The following is an 18569-nucleotide window of genomic DNA, read 5'->3' on the forward strand; positions in this document are numbered from 1 at the left end:
CTGTCCGTCACCCTCGCCGGCACCGTCCTCTACCTCGGGGGTGGGTTGCTGCCCGGCGTCTCTCTTCAGACGTGGACGTACGGCACGGCCGCCGTATGCGTCGTGCTCGGGGCCTGGCTGCGCACCCCCCGGGCACAGCAGCGTCTCGACCGGCGCCGGCGGCGCACCTGACGCGAATCGTCGCACTGTGCGGGCCCACCCGGACGCGACAGCCCAGCCAGCGTCCTGTCCGTCAGTTCCGGACGCCGGCCGACACCTCACTCGGCCGGTGTTGCCGTGTCTCTGGTGAAGGCACCAGAGGAGACCCGGTACATCCCCCAAGTCCGAGCGCTGTCATACGTGTGGAATCCCGACGCCTTGCACCCACGCTTCGATCTCGCCGTCGGCGCGTTCGACTTGTTCACCGGCGGCCATGTGAGCCCGTCCGCGGGAAACGATCTCTGCCGGTTCGATGCAAACCCCTGATCAGCGCATTTCGTCGGTGCCCCACTGGTCCACCGATGGCAGGCCCTGCGGACGGGAACAGCCGGTTCGTTCTCGGCGTCTTCGGCTGACCCGATGAGCCGCAGGGGGGACGCTCCTCGAGGCGGTCGCGGCGAGCCGCGCCGTGCCCGTCGTCTGGCCGCCGGTCACCGTGGCGGGCAGGCGCTGGATGGACGGCGGCAGCCGCTCGACCGCGAACCTCCGGCTCGCCCGCGGATATCGCCGGGTGCTGGCGGTCGTGCCGATCCCCAAGGCGCTCGGCCCGCATCCGAGTGCCCCGCGGCAGGCCGCGGAACTGGAGAACTCCGGGACGCGAGTCGTCCTGCTGTCCCCGGACGGCGCCGCGCGCCGCGTGATGGGCCGCAACCTGGCGGACGACGCACGCCGGCCGGCTGCCGCCCTGCGGGCCACGCCCAGGCCACCGCACTGGCGGCCTCGGTGGCCGAGGTCTGGCACGGCTGACGTCCACTCCACGCGCAGTCGACCGGGTCGTATGCTCGCTCCATGGACGTCCCACAGCCCCCCGAGGGCGCGCCCGACGCTCCCCCTGCCCACAAGGCCGTTTCTGCCGCCGACTCGGCACTTCGCGCCTCCGATGCCGACCGCGAGCGGGCCGCGGCCGTACTGCGGGCCGCCACAGCCGACGGCCGGGTCTCGGTCGACGAACTGGAGGAGCGACTGGAATCGGTCTACAACGCCAAGTCCAGGGGCGAACTCGCCTCGGTCGTCGAGGACCTGCGGCCGGTCCGCCGGGCCAGTGGCACACCGACGTCCATGAGGGATGTCGGCGTCCTCGGCGACTTCGTCCGCAAGGGACGCTGGGTGGTGGGAGAGCGGTACCACGGCACCGCGGTCGTCAGTTCCGGAGTGATCGATCTCCGCGAGGCCCGGTTCACCGGTCCGGAGACGACCATCCGCGTCAACTCGTTGATCGGCACGGTCTATGTCGTCGTGCCCGAGGACGTCGAGGTGCGTGTCGCCGGCACCGGAATCCTGGGCGGCTTCAAGCAGGACCGCGAGAGCGCGGACGACACGGCGGCGCACCGGATCAACGTCACCGGCGTCGCCGTCTGCGGCAACGTCCACGTCGTCCATCAGCTGCCCCCGGCCAAGGAACGGCGCCTCAAGGAGCGCGAGCGCAAGAGCGCCGGACACTGACCGGGCCGACCGGGCCGTACGTCAGGCCCGAAAGGGCTTCGGCCGGTCATCGTGCTCAGAGCTCCCCGACCGCCGTGCCCAACTCAAGCTCGGTGCCGGAGCGTTGCTGCATTCCGCGCTCCATGAGTGCGCCCAGCCTGGCGGCGCTCAACGCGTCGCGCACCAGGATCTGGAAGCCGCTCGCGTCGACGTGGACGTCCTCCTTGGGCGGGAGGCCGGCCGCGTTGATCCGGCGCTTGGCAAGTCGCACGGCCGCCTCCGGGAAACCGGCGATCGAGACGCCCTGCCGCCGCAAGGCGTGATCCCGGCGCCCTCCCCGAGCCGGTGGCGGCCCCGCTCAGGACCGTCTTCCCGCGGTTCGAATCCCGCCAGTACATTACGTGGATGATGAACCTACGGCAGCACATTCTTGCCGAACTCGGCGTCAAGACGACCATCGTGCCCAAGCTGGAGATCCGGCAACGGGTCGACTTCCTCAAGGAGTACCTGCGGTCGACCCCGGCCAAGGGTTACGTGCTCGGGATCAGTGGCGGCCAGGACAGCACGCTGACCGGCAGGTTGTGCCAGCTCGCCTGCGAGGAGCTGCGGACCGAGGGGCACGAGGCCACCTTCGTCGCGGCGCGGCTGCCCTACGGCGTGCAGGCCGACGAGGAGGACGCCCAGATCGCGCTGAGGTTCATCAGGCCCGACCGGTCGATCGCGGTGAACGTCAAGCCCGGCGCGGACGCCGTCGCCGCCGAGGCGGCGCTCGGCCTGCGGGAGCTGCTGGGCGACGAGCCCAGGCTGCGGGACTTCGTGCGCGGCAACATCAAGGCCCGCGAGCGCATGGTGATCCAGTACTCGATCGCCGGGCAGCTGAACCTGCTCGTCGTGGGTACCGACCACGCGGCCGAGGCGGTGACCGGCTTCTTCACCAAGTACGGCGACGGCGGTGTCGACGTCACCCCGCTGACCGGACTGACCAAGCGCCAGGGTGTCGCCCTGCTACAGGAGTTGGGCGCGCCGCCGAGCGTCTGGGAGAAGGTGCCGACCGCCGACCTCGAGGACGAGCGGCCCGCGCTGCCCGACGAGGTGGCGCTCGGCCTGACGTACGCGCAGATCGACGACTACCTGGAAGGCGCCGACGTCTCGCCGGAACTGGCGGCGAAGGTGGAGTCGGTCTATCGCGCGACCCGGCACAAGCGTGCCGTTCCGGTCACCCCGCTCGACGAATGGTGGCGGCGTTGATCCCTCGGTAGTCGCCGGGATCCTTCCGATCACCGTGGGCACGTCGACCCGGCGGGTCGTCCGACGCAGCGTTCCGCCGCCTCGACCACGCGGACCTCACCGCGCTGGTGGAACTCGCCGAGGCCGCGAAGCCGGCCGTGCGCGTCGCTGCCACGTACCCCCTGGAGCGCGCGGCCGACGCCCAGCGCGCCCTGGCCGTGGGAGGCACTTCGGGCAGGACGGCCATCGAGATCGCCTGACGCCCGAGGTCACGTTCGCCGACGCACGATCCGGCCCGGCCGCCGGTCCGCCGGTGGGGGCGGCGCGGAACGGGCGGGCCGGATCATGAGTCGACCGCTTCGACAGCGGCGCCGGAAGGGGTCAGCCGATGACGGCGACGCGGGTCAGCTCTCCCCGGCTAACACAGGGGCGCGACAGAATCGCCGCTACCGGGCACCAACCCACCTGTCCGCGCGCGGCGTTGGCCGGTCAGCTGACCCGGCGCGCCTGCACGCCATCGGCCTCGAAGTCGTAGACGTACCGGTTGATCCGGAGACCGTCGACGGCGCCGACCCAATTCTTGTCGCGGCCCTTGCCGACCGCCACGCTGTAGATGGTCGGCTGCGAGCCGCCGTCGTTGAGCAGGTTCTTCAGTGTGGCAAAGGGGCACGGGCTGGACGACGTGCAGTCGGTCGGGAGCTCGTTGCCCGACAGGTACCAGCTGCCGGTGGTGGCGGCGTTGAGGAACCCGCTCCAGCGGTTCGTGTTCGCCACCGGGATCGCGGGCGGCAGCCACACCATCGTGGAGTACGTATCGCCCGGACGCGAGGTCAGGTTCGGGTTGATCTCGATCCTGATGTTCGGCAGGTTCCCCTCACCGCCGTAGTCGACGTTCTCGCCGGTCTGGAAGACGTGGAACCCGAGCTGGTCCAAGCCGAGAACTCGGTCGCCGTAGAAGTCGACCTCGTTGCCGAAGTCGACCTTCTCACTGGGAGGCGCCAGCGAGGTGGAGCTGTCCGCCACCTCGATGCCCAGGCTGCCGTTTCCGTAGGGCGGCCGGGCGGCGGACCCTGTCACGCCGAAGGAGCCGAACGGGCCGTCCCTGAGGACGGCGACGGGGGAGCCGATCGTGTTGCGCGTGATCACGCCCCAGTGATCCGAGCCTATGGATTTGCCGTCTGCGAGAGCAGACCCCGATCCTGACAGGGCCGAGGAGACGATCGTGGCCAGTGCGATGACCGTCAGCGTCTTTCCTCGACTCACACGAAAGCGAACCTTCACACCCACTCCTTGCGGGTAGTCGAGGGGCCCGGGTTGCGACCGTGCCCGGCGGCCCGCGACGACGCGCGGCACCGCGATGCGGCAGCGGTCGAGTCGTGACCCCTCGCGTTTCAGCAGATCTTCAGTGGTTGTCGTGTGTGCGGAGGGATACGTCCGAGGCCGCGGCCTCCTGTACGACAGGAGTCGCCCGTGAGGGCACGGACCTCGGCGTGGTGGGCGGGGCGGACGGTCATGGCGATGGCCGAAACCGCCCTGCGATCCGCGGATCCCCACCGAACCCAAATCGCACATGATCACCGTTACATGCCGTGACCTGCGCCGCATCCTGAATGGGCCGTTCGTAGAGGGGGTCGCGTGTCCGCTCTCGACGGCGGTCCCGGGCGACGGTGCGTCAGTCGCCGCCGAGCCGGCGCCGCAGAGCGTGGACCGCGATCACGGCTCCCACCATCGCCCGGCGCTGCGGTGGCGTGATCAGCCCGTCGAAGTGGATCTCGTACCGCTGACGCGCGGTGACCAGTGCGGCCGACGAGGCTGTCACCCGGACGAGCTCGGCATCCGTGCGGTCCTTCACCAGCCACGCCGAGCCGGCCACAGCCGTCCGCCTGAGGTGCAGCACGTCGGCACAACCGTCACAGCTCACCTGCAGTTCCAGCGCGGGAAACAGCCGACTGCGCCCCTGCGCCGCGCCCACCGTGCGGCCTTGGCCGTCCGTGAACTCGAACCGAGTCCTCGGAGACCTGCGCGGACTGACCGCCACGGTGAGGGCGGTTCGGCCCGCCGGATCGGCAAGGGTGTACGTGGGTTTGCCGGATCCGGGCGTGGCGTCACGGAGCGCGGCGAACTCGGGGCCGTCGAGGGCGGACAGGATCATCCTCGGCCTGTCCCGACTGCCCAGCGGCGGCCGTTTCGGCTCCGTCAGGACCACTGCCGGCAGGCTGAACATCTCGGGCACCGGGTCCGGCGCTCCACCGTCCTCAGGTTTCACTCTCTCCCCCGCCCCCACCCGCGCTCCGCGGCACCCCACAGCGCCCCGCGGCGGGTATACCCCCGTTCCCCGGCGAAGAAGCCGGGCCGGCACACCCAAGGGTGGTCGGCTAGGCATTTGCCTAATAAGCTTAGGTGGACACATAATCGAATACGGCAGAAGGGAGCAAGGCTGTGCCACGCGTAGGACTGACCGCGGACCGACTGGCCCGTGCCGGGGCGGAACTGGCGGACGAGGTCGGCTTCGACCAGGTGACCGTCTCCGCAATCGCCGAACGGTTCGGCGTCAAGGTCGCGAGCCTGTACTCGCACGTCAGGAACTCACACGACCTGAAGACCAGGATCGCCCTGCTCGCCCTGGAGGAACTCGCCGACCGGGCGGCCGAAGCCCTGGCCGGACGCGCGGGCAGGGAAGCGCTGACCGCCTTCGCGAACGTCTACCGCGACTACGCCCGGGAGCATCCCGGGCGCTACGCCGCGGCGCAGCTCAGACTCGCCCCGGAGACGGCGGCCGCCAGCGCCGGCGTCAGACACGCGCAGATGATGCGGGCGATCCTGCGCGGTTACGACCTGCCGGAGCCGGACCAGACACACGCCGTCCGGCTGCTCGGCAGCGTCTTCCACGGCTACGTCAGCCTGGAGACGGCCGGAGGCTTTGACCACACCCCCGTCGACAGCCAGGACTCCTGGTCGTGGACCTTGGACTCCCTCGACGCCCTGCTGCGCAACCGGTCCACTCGCTGAGATCCCGGCTCTGGCCGTCGGCCACGCGACGGCGGCCCACCGGCGCGTCCCGACAGCACACACGAACAGACGAACAGCCAGGACAGGCATCGGACCATGCACACTCCCCAGAACCTGATCAGCACGCCCATCACCACGGAGCTCCTGCGCGGCGCTCTCGACGTGGAGCACACCGCACACGGCCTCCTGCCGCATCGTCTGCCCGCCCGGGCCCGGCGGCAGATCCCCGACGAGCAGCTGGCGACGGCCGAGGCCCAGCCTTCCGGCGTGCGGCTGGCCTTCCGCACCCGGGCCACCGTCGTCGAGCTGGACACCCTGCCCACCAAGCGGGTCTACCAGGGTTTCCCGCCCCCGGCGGACGGCGTGTACGACCTGCTGGTCGACGGCCGTCTCGCTGCCCAGGCCACGGTGGCCGGCGGTAACGTCCGACTGATCACCGACATGGTCACCCAGGCCTCCGAACTGCACGCGGGACCCGTCGGCACCGCCCGGTTCGGCGAACTGCGCCCGGGGGACAAGGACGTCGAGATCTGGCTCCCCCACACGGAGATCACCGAGCTGGTCGCCCTGCGCACCGACGCCCCCGTCGAGCCGCTGCCGCGGCCCGGCCGCAGGGTGTGGCTGCACCACGGAAGTTCCATCAGCCACGGATCCAACGCCGCCCATCCGACGGCCATTTGGCCTGCCCTCGCCGCCGCCGAGGGCGAAGTGGAACTGATCAACCTGGGGTTCGGCGGCAGCGCGCTGCTCGACCCCTTCACCGCACGCGCGATGCGCGACGTCCCCGCGGACCTGATCAGCCTCAAGATCGGCATCAACATCGTCAACACCGACGCGATGCGCCTGCGCGCCTTCACCCCGGCGGTCCACGGCTTCCTCGACATCATCCGCGAAGGGCACCCCACCACGCCGCTGCTGGTCGTCTCCCCCATCCTCTGCCCGGTCCAGGAGCACACCCCCGGCCCCCTCGCGCCGGACTTCGAGGCCGGGAGGCTGCGCTTCAAGGCCACGGGCGATCCGGCCGAACGCGCCGCGGGGCGCCTGACGCTCACCGTCATCCGCGACGAGCTCGCCCGGATCGTCGCGCAACGAGCGGCCGACGACCCCCACCTCCACTACCTCGACGGCCGCGACCTCTACGGGGAGGCCGATCACGCCGATCTCCCCCTGCCCGACGAGGTCCACCCCGACCCCGCGGCACACCGCCGCATCGGCGGGAACTTCGCCCGGCTGGCGTTCGCCCCCACCGGCCCCTTCGCCCGGGCCTTCCACGACGACTACTCCGCCTGAGTGCCCGGCGGCACTTCGCATCCGTTCGAGGACGGACAGGCCGCGGTGCGGCGCCGTCACCGGTGCGATCGGCGGCGGGCCGGGGCCAGAGGCGACGGCTCCCATCGCAGGCGCACTCCGGTGGCACGCGCGACGGCGCGCAGGTGCCGGCCCGTGTTGCCGATGTACCAGATGGGCCGGTCCGCGTGCGGCCAAGCGTAGGCCGGCACACCGTCGTCCAGCAGCGCGGTCAGCCGTGGCTGCTCCAGTGCCGCGGCCGAGAACTCGTAGAGTTCGGTCAGCCGTGGGGCGATCACGCCGTAGTCGAGCATGCGGGCGAGGGCGTGTTCGTCCAGGACGGCTTCCTCGACGGGCGCGGTGACCGGGTACTCCGGGGGGAAGGACCGACCGAGGTCGAGTTACATCTGGACGGCCCGGTGGCGGGGGTCGGCCATGAGAGGCCCGAGGACGGCGAGCCGGCCGAGGGCGATGCGGGGCCGTACGAGCATCGCGTGAGTGAACAGGACGCGGAGCAGGGCGACGTTCATCATGAACCGCTCCACCTGCAGTTCGCCGGCGGCCAGATCCTCGTGCCGGAGGTAGCCCGCGACGATGCTGGCATTGTGCGCGCGGTACCAGCGGGCGGGTTCCGGTGCGCGGATGAAGTCCACCCAGTACTCGACGCTGCGGGCGCCGGCGGCGCCCGGGATCCCGGCGCACAGCAGGTGGGCCTCGATCTTGTCGCGCAGCAGCCGTTCGTTGACGGCGCGCCACCAGGGACTGCCCGGCGGGTCGGCGGTCTCCGGGGCGAGCACGCCACGGGCGAGCGACCAGCGCATGAAACTGAGCTCGGCATGGCCGTACCGGCGGCGGGGTCCCGTGGCGTTCCGGTAGAACTCCCGCGCCAGCGCGTAGCGTCGGGCCGGCTCGTCCCGCACGTGCGCGACGCGTTGCTCCGCGCGTGAGGCCGCGTCAGCCACGGCTGCTCGATCGGATCGGCATCGTACGGCGTCCTCGATGGTCTGGGGACCGGCGCTCGGTCAGGGTGCGTGCGGGTGGTGCGGCCCTTCGCGCGGAACGCGGTATCACCGTATCGCGGCGCGCAGGAATCGCATCAGCTCGTCCCGCTTCCCGAGGGGGTGCCGCGTTCGCTCGGGGGGCCCGGGGCGTCGAGGCGGCCCAGGTCTCCCAGGGCTCCGAAGGCGTCCGGATCCGCGAAGGCGTCGAGCCCGCCGAGGCCGTCCTGCCCGGCCCCGCCGGGCCGGAGGGGCTGCTCGGACCAGATGGTCTTGCCGTCCCCGGCGTACCGGGTGCCCCAGCGCTCGGCGAACCGGGCGATGAGAAAGAGGCCGCGGCCGCCCTCGTCGGTCGTCCGGGCGTGGCGCAGGTGGGGGGAGGTGCTGCTCCCGTCGGCGACCTCGCAGATGAGCGTACGGTCGCGGATGAGCCGTAGCCGGATGGGGTCCGAGGCGTAGCGGATGGCGTTGGTGACGAGTTCACTGACCACCAGCTCCGTGGTGAACGCGAGCTCCTCGAGCCCCCAGGCCGCGAGTTGCCGGGCTGCCTTCGCGCGGGCCGGTGCGACGGCGGCGGGATCCTTGGCGATGTCCCAGGAGGCGACGTGCTCCGCGCCCAGGGCGTGGGTGCGGGCCAGCAGCAGCGCCGCGTCGTCCCCTGGCCGGTGGGCCGAGAGGTTGGCGACGGCTGCGTCGCAGAGGTCCTCCAGCGGGGTGCCGGGGGCGGCCAGGGCGTCGAGCAGTTGCCGGAGCCCCTGGTCGGCGTCGAGGGAGCGGCTCTGGATGAGGCCGTCGGTGTAGAGGACGAGGACGCTGCCCTCGGGCACGTCCATCCGGGTGGATTCGAAGGGCAGACCGCCCAGGCCCAGGGGCGGGCCGCTGGGCAGGTCCAGGATCCGGCCGGTGCCGGAGGGAGTGACGAGTACGGGCGCGGGGTGGCCCGCGCGGGCGAGGGTGCAGTGGCGGCCGACCGGGTCGTAGACGGCGTACAGGCAGGTCGCCCCGGTCACGGCGGATCCACCGGATCCGCCGCAGGCCTCGTCGGCGATCCGGCCGACCATGTCGTCCAGATGGGCCAGTACCTCGTCGGGGGCGAGGTCGATGTCCGCGAGGGTCTGCACCGCGGCGCGGAGGCGTCCCATGGTGGCGGCGGCGTGGATGCCGTGGCCGACGACGTCGCCGACGACCAGGGCGACCCGGGCTCCGGAGAGCGGGATGACGTCGAACCAGTCGCCGCCCACGCCGGCTTCGGTGTCGGCGGGCAGGTAGCGGCAGGCGGCGTCGACCGCGTTCTGCTCGGGCAGGTCCTGCGGGAGCAGGCTGCGCTGGAGGGTCAGTGCGGCGGCGTGCTCGTGGGTGTAGCGGCGGGCGTTGTCGATGCAGACCGCGGCGTGCCCGACCAGTTCCTCCGCGAGGACCATGTCGTCGGGCCGGAACGGCCCGGTGTCCCGTGAGCGGGCGATGGTGGCCGCTCCCAGGATGGTGCCGCGCGAGCGGATGGGCACGATCATCAGCGAGTGGACGCCGAGGTCGCGCTGGTGCGCGCTGCGGACCGGGTCGTCGGCGGCCCAGCGGGGGTCGGTGGGGTCCACCTCGGGGAACAGTGCCGAGGTGCCGCCGACGAGCGCCCTGGCCGCCGGGGACCGCGGGGGGTAGGCGCAGCGCTCACCGGGCGGGGTGGGCGGTGGGACGTCGGCACGGGTGGAGCGGTGTCCGGCGCAGCGCAGGCCGGCCGCCGCTGCGGCGTCGGCGGGGCCGGGTGGGGGCTCCTCGCCGCGGAGCACCGCGTCGAGGAGGTCGACGGTCACGTGGTCGGCGAGCCCGGGGACGGCGGCGTCGGCCAGTTCCTGTGCGGTGCGCGGGACGTCCAGCGTGCTGCCCATACGTTTGCGGGCCTCGTTCAGGAGCGTCAGCTTCTGCCGGACGCGGTAGTGGTCGGTGGTGGACAGCACGATGTAGCAGGCGCCCAGCAGTCGCCCGTCCTCGCTCTCCAGGCGGAAGCAGGAGGTCGAGTAGGTGACTTGGTCCGGATCCGACTGGACGTGGCCGAAGTACTCACGACCCGTCGACGGGCGCCCGGTCCGCATGACCTGGCGTATCTCCGCCTCGGTGTCCGCCACGTCCAGTCCTGGCAGGACGTCGCCCAGGCACCGGCCGAGAAAGCGCTCGCGAGGGATACCGCACAGGTGCTCCATGGCGTCGTTCACCCAGGTGAGCCGCAGCTCGGTGTTGAGCATGGCCATGCCCACCGGCGCGGTGAGGGTGATCCCTTCCAGCAGGGAGCGGCCGGCGCTCGCCCACCAGCTCTGCGCCAAGTCGGCGGCCAGGATCAGGCGCATCGGGCGATCGCCCGAGTCCTGGACAGGCAGGATCTTGATCTCCAGGTCGAGAGGGCTGCCGTCCTCACGGCGTACGGTCTGCCGGCCCGCCCAGCCCCGCTCCGAGCCGAGCCGCTCGGCGAGATCTGCGGTCCCCGCCTGGTACGCCGCGCTCCCCACCGGCGGGAAGACGTCCGCCAGGGGCCTGCCGAGCGCTTCCGGGGTCGAGCGGCCGAGAAGTCTCGCGGCCCCCTCGCTCCATCCCCGTACCACTCCTGTGCCGTCGACCAGGACCACGGCGGTCGACGGGCCGGACGGTGAGGTTGCCGATGTGAAAGGAGTTCTCGTGGGAGCACCCATGCCGGCCATCCCGTACCGATGCGTACCCGGCGCGCGGGCGCTTGCGCGGACACGGCCGCCGGGCTGGTTCCAGCCTACCCGCGGCGGAAGCTTCCGGCCGGGGCGGTGACCGGCCCCGATGCCCTTCCGGGGGTGTACCGGGTCCGCCCGACTCCACCCCCGGGCCACGGACCACGTCCGCCGCCGCAGGGCGAGCGCGGGTGGCACCGACGAGGTGCCGCGAGGGGACCGCCAGCGGCGGGCGGGGGAAGGGGCGGCATGCCCGCGCCGACACCGCTTCCCCGGGTTGTTCGCCGCCGTCCTCCACCGGCACGGTGGGGAGCCCCCGGCCGGGCCCGCCGCCCGGCCGCACCACTCCAGGAGCGGCGGCCGGGCGGCCGCCGACTCAGACAGCCGGTGACGCCGTGCGCGCCCGGGGCTGGTCGTCCCGGTAGAAGATGTCGATGTCGACCTCCTCACCGCCCACGATGACGGTGTCCCACGCACCGCTGTCCCGCAGCGTGCGCAGTGTCTCGCTCGTGAGGGTGTCGAGATGCTCCCGGAGGACGGTGTCGTCGGGCATCCCGGGGATGCGCGGGGCCAGACGGTCCCGGATCGCGCGGAGTTGCTCCATGAGCGCGTCGATGTCCGCCTCGCGGTCCAGCTTCCCCTCGGCGGACTCCACGATGCTCTGCGCGATCTTCTCCTTGATCGCCTGGCCCACCCCGTTCTCGTCGGTGGTGATCATGGCATTCCACGCGCGGCTCTTGTGCCGGTACTGGAGCATCGACATGGCCGCCTCGTGCCGCACGAAGTCCGCGTCGCGCAGCGGCTTGCCGCGCCAGGTGCCGCTGAGCGTACGGGCGAGCGAAATGGCCGAGGCCAGACCGCTGTTCAGGCCGCGTCCGGGCCAGAAGTGGATGGCGTTGGCGGCGTCCCCGAGCAGGAACCCGTACGTGCCCGGGGTGGCCGAGGTCGCCGGATACAGGCGGGCCGTGAAGCGCGGGCGCTGCACCATGTCCAACCGGAAGGCGGTGATCGCGCTCAGGTCGTCCTCGTCGACGTCGAAGAGGGCCAGCCCCTCCTTGACGCGCTTCCACAGCGCCGAGCCCTTGATCAGGGCGGGCAGGAAGAACGTGCTGTGGGTGGAGCAGTGGAAGTCGCCGTGGCCGTCACGGCTCATCACACAGGGGCGCGAGGCGATGCACTGCTCGAAGACCTGGCGCACCGGATCGATCCCGACGACCTCCATCGCCTCGGCGTCGGTCAGGCGCATGTTGAGGAATCCCTCACCACGCAGGGCGTTGAGAAGAAAACGATTCTGCGCGACGGTCAGCAGCACCGTCATCGGGTCGGACAGCTTCGACTTCACCCGCAGGCCCAGGACCACGTCCTGGATGTGCTCACCGCCCAGCGAGTAGATGGACTTGTCGGCCGTCCCGAACTTGTCCGTGAAGTACTCCCGCGTGCGGGACCGGCCACCCTCACAGATCGCCAGGACGTGGTCCTGGGCCACGGCCTCATGCTGCTCGATCGCGTCGAATCGGGCCGGCACCAGGCGGATGCGGTCCCGCTTGCCGTTGGCCAGATCGAGCAGCGCGTCCTCGATGTAGGCGATGCGTATGTTGCGCGGGTTGAATCCGCGGATCGAGTCGGGGCCGGCCGGCCACATCTCGGTGTAGGTGCCCTCGGTGAACAGCCGCGCCTGCACCTCCTCGGGCAGGTTCAGGTACTGCCGGCTCTGGACGGTCACGACCTGCTGCCGGCGGACGTTGCCCTGCCCCTCGTCCTTCCAGACGACGCGGTCCCCGTCCTGCGTCCAGCGGGAGTCGTAGACCGTCACGGACACCCGGCGGCCCATCAGATTCTCCAGCAGGAGGGCCAGCGACAGCCCCACCGGCCCGCCGCCCGCCACCGTGACCTTCAGGACCGGCCCGGGCTCCTCCGGTTCCGCCGGCGGCATCAGCGCCTCCAGCAAGGAGAGATCCAGGATGGTCTCCATCGCGTCGGCGGCCTAGAAGCTGAAGGTCTCGTCGCCGATGGCGATCACATCGCCCGGCTGGAGCACGTGCGATGTCACGCGCTCACCGTTGACCCGCGTACCGTTGCTGCTCCCCCGGTCGTACAGGACGAAGCCGTGACCTTCGCGGCGCACCTCCGCGTGGAGGCGGGAGGCGCTCACGCTGGCGATCACCACCGTGTTCCCGGCCTTGCGCCCGAAAGTGAGGGGCTTGTCGCCGATCCCGAACCTCTCCCCTGCCAAAGAGCCTCGACGCCCGACAATCTCAGGAGGCATTGGTCACTCATCTCCACTTGTCAACACACTACGGGGAACGCACAGTCCCTGGCCGGCCGGCCGTTCCGCACCGCGTCACGTCCCGAACCGACCGCCCTGCATCCTTTACATCCACGCCTGTCAGGGGGTCAACGGTTCACCGGCGCCGGCGGTCCGGACCCGGCCGCGTGCGCCGCTGGTCTCCCGCGCGCGAAGGGGACGGAAAAACGGTGTTCCATGAGCACAACAACTGCCCAGACCGCCCACCGGGGGAAACACCGCGGACGGAATACAGCGCGGAACCCACCCCGCGCACGCCCGCCGTCTACGGCCACTGGACCCGCCCGGCTCCGCCATCCGGCGGATCGGCGCAGTGAGCCCGGGGCCCCCGCAACTGCGCACGCACGCGATGCCGGTACCCGCGGAACGGCGGCGCGCGTCCGGCAGCCGCAACGGCACCCTCGCCGCTGACCGCTTGGGCGGCAGCCGGACGCGCGCGCCGGGTCGCCGCCCCATACGGGACCGTGCCCGGCCGTCGGACCGCGTCAGCCATTCGGAGTATCGGAGGCGGGGGCGCCGCGGCGCCTGCGGCCGACGGGTGGGAGCGGGCCCGGCCGCGCGGGGAACCGGCGTAGCCGATGTGTCCGATTTGCGTTCGACGCGGCCTGGAGGACGATATCGGACGGAGCCCCTTCATCCGGTCCGGTCGGCGGGCCCGTGCCCACCGACCCCTGTCCGCGTCAGAAGCCGACCGCGCCCTCCCGGCGTGCCGGCCGCACGGAAGGGAGAAGCCGTGCTGATATCCGCCGTGCTCGTCCCGCTCCTCATGCTCGCAGTCGTCCTGGCACCGAACTGGTACCAGGCGTGGAAGGCGTACTGCGAATCGACCAGGTTGCCGGTGTCCTCGGCGGAGGCCTCGGACCAGGCCGGGGGCCGCCGGGGCAGGTGGTACGCGGAACTCGCGCGTCCGCGTGGCCGCCGGCGCCGGGACTGAGTCCCTCCGTCAGTCAGTAGCAGGACCCGGGGGGTCGCACCGCGTGCCCCGCACGCTCCGTGACGTCGGAGCGTGCGGGGCACCGCCCGTCGGGGCGCGGCCCGCGTCGGGCGGAGTGCGTCAGACGGATGCGATCACGGGCGGGGCGTCATGAACTCCCCGGGCGTGAGCGCGCGGTCGACGATGCGGGTGTCGCCGATCCAGCCGTAGAAGCCCTGCCCGAACTTCTCGGCGACTGGGTGCCCCCGATGACGAAGGGCTTGCCCAGCGTCTCGGGCTTGCTCATGTGGGTCTCCGTGCTCTGGGACTGCGTGTCAGCACGGATCGTCCGCGGCCTGGGCAAGGGTTCGGCAAAGCGATCTTGAACAACGGGCACCCGACACTGGTCCAGACCACCAACTGAGCTCCGGGGCACCGAAGGAATTCGCCTGCCTGCGGTTTTACGGCCGCACGGCCGTGGTGGTCCCGTAGCGGGAACCCGCATCCGCGGCGGGCGACACCTCGAGTCCTCGGCGGAGGCGTGGCGTCTGAGCCGTGCCGGGCGCCCGGCTGACCACCCGGCCGGTGCCCCGTGTCCCCGGCGAGGTAAGAAGGGATGCATGACCTTGCCATTCAGTGTGCTGACGCATCTGGAGTGCGCGCGGTGCGGCCGCCGCCACGACGCCGACCGGGTGCAGAACCTGTGCGCGTGCGGATCGCCCCTCCTGGCCCGCTACGACCTGGACCGGCTGAGGGCCTCGCTCACGCCCGCGGACCTGGCCGGGCGCCCGCAGTCCCTGTGGCGCTACCACGAACTGCTGCCCGTACGTGATCCGGCCCGCGTCGTCACCCTGGGCGAGGGCATGACGCCGCTGGTCCCGCTGCCGCGATACGGCGAGGCCATCGGTGTGCCGGGGCTGGTGATGAAGGACGAGGGGCTGATACCCACCGGCAGCTTCAAGGCCCGTGGCGCGGCCGTCGGGGTGGCCAGGGCCCTCGAACTGGGCGCGCGCGGCATCGCGATGCCCACCAACGGCAACGCGGGGGCGGCGTGGGCGACGTACGCCGCGCGGGCGGGGCTCGACGCGCTGATAGCCATGCCGGCGGACGCGCCCTCGATCACCCGGGCCGAGTGCGCGGCCGCCGGGGCCGATCTGTACCTGGTGAACGGCCTGATCGGTGACGCGGGCCGGCTGGTGGCGGAGAAGATCGCCGCCGAGCCCGGCGTCTGGATGGACGCGGCCACGCTCAAGGAGCCGTACCGCATCGAGGGCAAGAAGACGATGGGCCTGGAGATCGCCGAGCAGCTCGGCTGGCGCGCCCCGGACGTGATCGTCTATCCCACCGGCGGCGGTGTGGGGCTCATCGGCATTCACAAGGCCCTGCTCGAACTGCGCGCCCTGGGCTGGCTGCAGGGGCCCATGCCCCGGCTCGTCAGCGTGCAGGCCTCCGGCTGCGCCCCCATCGTGCGCGCCTTCGAGAAGGGCGAGCGGACCAGCGAGCCGTGGGAGGACGCGCACACGGTGGCGTTCGGCATCACCGTCCCGAAGGCGCTGGGCGACTTCCTGGTCCTGGACGCGCTGTACGGGACCGACGGCCGGGCGGTCGCCGTCGACGACGGGGAACTGCTCGCCGACCGCGACAGGTGCGCCGCCGCGGACGGTGCGCTGCTGTGCCCGGAGGGCGCCGCGACGCTGTCGGCCGTGAGGATCCTGCGCGAGCAGGGCTGGCTGTCCGGCGACGAGGAAGTCGTGGTGCTCAACACGGGCGCCGCGGCCAAGTACCCCGAGACGTTCCGCGTCGACCCCCCGCTCCTGGAGCTCACCGACCGCATTCCCTGAGGCCCGTGTGGCGAGGAAGGTCCGGGGCGACGGTGCCGACCGGGCCGAGGCCCGCGGCGCTGTCGGTGCCGCGGTCTACGGTGCGGCCATGTCGATCGCGCTGCCCGATGGCCTGCCCCGGCCGGTTCCTGTCTCGTGGTCCCGTACCCGTGTGGGTCTCCGACGCATTCCCTCAAGACGTCGAACGGCTGTGGCGCCGTCTGCTGAGCCACCAGAGAACACACGGTGTGGTTCCCCTCCTGTGCTGGGACAGCCCCATGGGAAGTCCCCTCGGCCTGGACCGCGTCGACGCCGTCCGACTGGAGGAGGTGCTGGCCACGGACTTCGGCCCGTGCACTCAGCCGGCGTCCGGCGCCGGCTCCTGGGGCGGCGAGGGGCGCGGCTCCTCGTAGGGGATGCGGTTCAGGTGGAGGATCTCGCCCAGGGTGCCCCACTCGTCGCCGCCGAGCTTGGTGAGCGGATGCAGCAGCGGGGCGCTGGGGCGGCCGTCCACGAGGACGTCATCGTGGACGGCGGCGTGCACCACGCGCCCGAAGACGAGGGTGGAATTGCCCATCCGCACGGTGGTGTGCGAGCGGCACTCCAGGACGACCGGTGAGGCGGCGACCCTGGGCGGACGCACCCTCAGACTGGATTCGCGCTCGATCCCGGCGTGGTCGAACTCGCTGACGGTGCGCGGGAAGTCGGTGGCCGTGGTGTTGATCAGCGGCATCAGCGCCTCGGAGGCGAAGTTCACCACGAACTCGCCGGTGTCCTCGACATTGCGCAGCGAGTCCTTGCGGCCGATCGAGGTGAACTGCACGATCGGCGGATCCGTGCTGGCGATGCTGAAGAAGGAGTGCGGCGCGAGATTCTCCGCCAGTCCGTCAGGCGTCACGGTGGAGATCCACGCGATCGGCCGGGGAACAACCACGGAGGTCAGAAAACGGTAGAAGGCGGTACTGCCCATGGCCTCGGGATCGAAGTCGACGCGCATGGCCGCAGTATCCACGGCCGTCCCGCGCCACCCCGCCCCCACGGCGGCGCCCCGGCGTGTCGCCGCCCCGGGGTCTGCGGCGGCGTAGCCGCCGCGGACCCGTCCGTGGGGGGCTGCTCATGTGCCGGTGCCGGCGTCCTCGGTGTCGTCGGTCTCCTCGGTGAACGGCTCGAAGCCGATGTAGGCGAGGGGGTCCTCGTCGGGTCGACCGAGTCGGGGCAGGCCCTCGGCGCCGAACCGGCCGCGCAGCCACTCCAGGAGGACCTCGGTGAGGGTGCCCGGCAGCGGCGGGCCCTGCGCGGCGTGGCGCGGCACCACGATCAGCGGCCAGTCGTCCGGCGTGGCCCCTTCGGTGAGCCAGCAGAGCTGGTCTCCGTCGATGGAGTCGGCGAACGGCAGGATGCCGCCCGCCTCGGGCCAGGCCGCCAGCGGGTGGTACTCCGGGAACCCGGCGCGATGTTCCCGATAGGTGTCGGCGTACCACTCGGCCCAGGGCGCGAGCGCGTACTGGTCCGTGCCCAGCGGGGCACCGAAGCGGAGCCAGCCGCTCCAGCAGCCGGATCCGTAGGTCTCCATCAGGCGCACGTACTCGGTGGGCAGCCGGGTGCCGAGCCGCTCGTACAGCCACTCCCAGGTGTGGTCCCCGAGGGCGGGTGCCGCGGGCGGGGGTACGAGGGTGGTCAGGGTGTCCAGGCCGCTGCCTTCGGTCAGCGCCGCCCGCTGCCGCGGGGTGGGCTCCGGGCGCCGGGGCGGCGGGGTCCACGCGTGGGGTTCGAGGTCGGTGAGGAAGGCACAGCGGGCGACGGCGGGCCGCAGACCCTCGCTCACGAGGCGGATCAACGTGGGCAGCAGCGGCGCGCCGAAGCGGCGCCAGGGGTCGCGTCCCGCGTTCTCGTCGTCCTGGCAGTGCATCACGACCGGCCACTGATCGGGGTCGTCGGACGCGGTGGTGTCCCAGTACAGCGTGTCGGCCGTACGCGTTGCACCGAAGGGGATGACGCCCGGGGCAGCCCGGCGGCCGCTCTCGACCCAGCTGCCGTAGTCGAACCAGCCCTTGCCGGCGCACGGGGTGTGCAGCCACAGGTGTTCGCCGATGTCCAATGGCCCGTAGAGGGATGCGACGGCCTTGTAGTCGGCGGGCAGGCGCGGCCCCAGCCAGGACTCGACCGCCTCCCAGTCGACGGGGACGGCGCCGTCGGGCGGAGGCGGCCCGAAGACGTCCGCGAAGGCGGAGACGTGGGATTCCGAAACGCTCATGCGTACAGGGACCCACGAGCCGGGCGCGTGGTTGCCCTCCCGCCCGGCACACCGCACCGCGCCGCGGGCCGAAGTCCCCGTGGCGGAGACCCACGTCACACCCGCCGCCGTGTCACGTTTCCCGCGGCCGGTCCGTCAATGCTGCGCAACCACCGGACAGTGGAGGAGATCGTCATGGAAGCCCGCGTCAACATCTTCGGAAGCCCCCTCGCGACCAAGCTCTTCAAGCACTTCAACTCGGCGGGCAAGGCGGTGTCGGACTCGGCGCTCCCCGCCGCGACGCAGGAACTGGTGAAGATCCGCGCCAGCCAGATCAACGGCTGCGGCTTCTGCACCGACATGCACACCAAGGACGCCACCGCTGCGGGGGAGACCCCGGTGCGCCTCAACCTGATCGCGGCCTGGCGCGAGGCCACGGTCTTCACCGAGGCCGAGCGCGCCGCCCTCGA

The 18569-nt window shown here is 71.8% G+C and carries 17 protein-coding genes and 2 pseudogenes; 9 read left to right on the top strand and 10 right to left on the bottom strand.

The annotated features are described in order from the left end of the window. Positions 1 to 574: 574 nt before the first annotated feature. Together ACWDAS_RS40400 and ACWDAS_RS40405 are read left to right on the top strand one after the other, a co-directional pair. A pseudogene (locus tag ACWDAS_RS40400) lies at positions 575 to 945 on the top strand (patatin-like phospholipase family protein); the annotation flags it as partial. Positions 946 to 987: 42 nt separating this feature from the next. After that, complete coding sequence (locus ACWDAS_RS40405; RefSeq protein WP_450400858.1) at positions 988 to 1641, top strand: DUF1707 SHOCT-like domain-containing protein; 654 nt, start codon at positions 988 to 990, stop codon at positions 1639 to 1641. A 55-nt stretch (positions 1642 to 1696) separates the two neighbouring features. On the opposite strand, the gene ACWDAS_RS40410 is transcribed toward ACWDAS_RS40405, so the two are convergent. Then, on the bottom strand, positions 1697 to 1936 hold the full coding sequence (locus ACWDAS_RS40410; protein ID WP_450400860.1) for a hypothetical protein: 240 nt from the start codon (positions 1934 to 1936) through the stop codon (positions 1697 to 1699). An 89-nt stretch (positions 1937 to 2025) separates the two neighbouring features. On the opposite strand from ACWDAS_RS40410, the gene nadE reads away from it, so the two are divergent. After that, a complete protein-coding gene (nadE, locus tag ACWDAS_RS40415) occupies positions 2026 to 2868 on the top strand; it encodes an ammonia-dependent NAD(+) synthetase (protein ID WP_450400861.1) in 843 nt (280 codons plus the stop codon). A gap of 53 nt (positions 2869 to 2921) precedes the next feature. Continuing rightward, a pseudogene (locus ACWDAS_RS40420) lies at positions 2922 to 3107 on the top strand (zinc-binding dehydrogenase); the annotation flags it as partial. 229 nt (positions 3108 to 3336) lie between these two features. On the opposite strand, the gene ACWDAS_RS40425 reads toward ACWDAS_RS40420, so the two are convergent. Beyond that, on the bottom strand, positions 3337 to 4110 hold the full coding sequence (locus ACWDAS_RS40425; RefSeq protein ID WP_450400862.1) for a hypothetical protein: 774 nt from the start codon (positions 4108 to 4110) through the stop codon (positions 3337 to 3339). Between the two features lie 409 nt (positions 4111 to 4519). Further along, positions 4520 to 4999: a hypothetical protein gene (locus tag ACWDAS_RS40430; protein ID WP_450400864.1), complete on the bottom strand. Its 480-nt coding sequence runs from the start codon at positions 4997 to 4999 to the stop codon at positions 4520 to 4522. 287 nt (positions 5000 to 5286) lie between these two features. Between ACWDAS_RS40430 and ACWDAS_RS40435 the strand changes: the two genes are divergently transcribed. Together ACWDAS_RS40435 and ACWDAS_RS40440 are read left to right on the top strand one after the other, a co-directional pair. Next, positions 5287 to 5856 (top strand): TetR/AcrR family transcriptional regulator, encoded by a 570-nt coding sequence (locus ACWDAS_RS40435; protein ID WP_450400865.1) that lies wholly within the window; start codon positions 5287 to 5289, stop codon positions 5854 to 5856. A 96-nt stretch (positions 5857 to 5952) separates the two neighbouring features. Next, the gene (locus ACWDAS_RS40440) at positions 5953 to 7146 is read left to right on the top strand and encodes a GDSL-type esterase/lipase family protein (RefSeq protein ID WP_450400866.1); all 1194 of its coding nucleotides are present in this window, start codon (positions 5953 to 5955) and stop codon (positions 7144 to 7146) included. Positions 7147 to 7202: 56 nt separating this feature from the next. Here the strand turns inward: ACWDAS_RS40440 and ACWDAS_RS40445 are convergent, their stop codons facing one another. The 5 genes from ACWDAS_RS40445 to ACWDAS_RS40465 all read right to left on the bottom strand — a co-directional run bounded on the left by ACWDAS_RS40445 (position 7203) and on the right by ACWDAS_RS40465 (position 13061). Then, positions 7203 to 7457 (bottom strand): hypothetical protein, encoded by a 255-nt coding sequence (locus ACWDAS_RS40445; protein ID WP_450400868.1) that lies wholly within the window; start codon positions 7455 to 7457, stop codon positions 7203 to 7205. Between the two features lie 87 nt (positions 7458 to 7544). Beyond that, a complete protein-coding gene (locus ACWDAS_RS40450) occupies positions 7545 to 8105 on the bottom strand; it encodes a hypothetical protein (RefSeq protein WP_450400869.1) in 561 nt (186 codons plus the stop codon). 134 nt (positions 8106 to 8239) lie between these two features. Continuing rightward, entirely contained in the window at positions 8240 to 10756 is a 2517-nt protein-coding gene (locus tag ACWDAS_RS40455) for a SpoIIE family protein phosphatase (protein WP_450400870.1), read from the bottom strand. Between the two features lie 448 nt (positions 10757 to 11204). After that, the gene (locus ACWDAS_RS40460) at positions 11205 to 12800 is read right to left on the bottom strand and encodes an FHA domain-containing protein (protein WP_450400871.1); all 1596 of its coding nucleotides are present in this window, start codon (positions 12798 to 12800) and stop codon (positions 11205 to 11207) included. A gap of 12 nt (positions 12801 to 12812) precedes the next feature. Further along, positions 12813 to 13061 carry an FHA domain-containing protein gene (locus ACWDAS_RS40465; RefSeq protein ID WP_450400872.1) on the bottom strand — a complete coding sequence of 83 codons (249 nt, stop codon included), beginning with the start codon at positions 13059 to 13061 and terminating at the stop codon, positions 12813 to 12815. Between the two features lie 805 nt (positions 13062 to 13866). On the opposite strand from ACWDAS_RS40465, the gene ACWDAS_RS40470 reads away from it, so the two are divergent. Together ACWDAS_RS40470 and ACWDAS_RS40475 are read left to right on the top strand one after the other, a co-directional pair. Further along, positions 13867 to 14067, top strand: coding sequence for a hypothetical protein (locus ACWDAS_RS40470; RefSeq protein ID WP_450400873.1), 201 nt, complete (start codon positions 13867 to 13869; stop codon positions 14065 to 14067). Between the two features lie 599 nt (positions 14068 to 14666). Further along, positions 14667 to 15887 carry a threonine synthase gene (locus ACWDAS_RS40475; protein WP_450400875.1) on the top strand — a complete coding sequence of 407 codons (1221 nt, stop codon included), beginning with the start codon at positions 14667 to 14669 and terminating at the stop codon, positions 15885 to 15887. 337 nt (positions 15888 to 16224) lie between these two features. On the opposite strand, the gene ACWDAS_RS40480 is transcribed toward ACWDAS_RS40475, so the two are convergent. Both ACWDAS_RS40480 and ACWDAS_RS40485 read right to left on the bottom strand, forming a co-directional pair. Continuing rightward, positions 16225 to 16863, bottom strand: a complete 639-nt coding sequence (locus ACWDAS_RS40480) for a flavin reductase family protein (RefSeq protein WP_450400876.1) — start codon at positions 16861 to 16863, stop codon at positions 16225 to 16227. Positions 16864 to 16980: 117 nt separating this feature from the next. Next, positions 16981 to 18120 (bottom strand): SMI1/KNR4 family protein, encoded by a 1140-nt coding sequence (locus ACWDAS_RS40485; RefSeq protein ID WP_450400877.1) that lies wholly within the window; start codon positions 18118 to 18120, stop codon positions 16981 to 16983. Positions 18121 to 18294: 174 nt separating this feature from the next. Here ACWDAS_RS40485 and ACWDAS_RS40490 point away from each other — a divergent pair. Continuing rightward, a partial coding sequence (locus ACWDAS_RS40490) for a carboxymuconolactone decarboxylase family protein (protein WP_450400879.1) occupies positions 18295 to 18569 on the top strand: 275 nt, incomplete at its 3' end.

Source organism: Streptomyces sp. NPDC001070, from assembly GCF_053598835.1.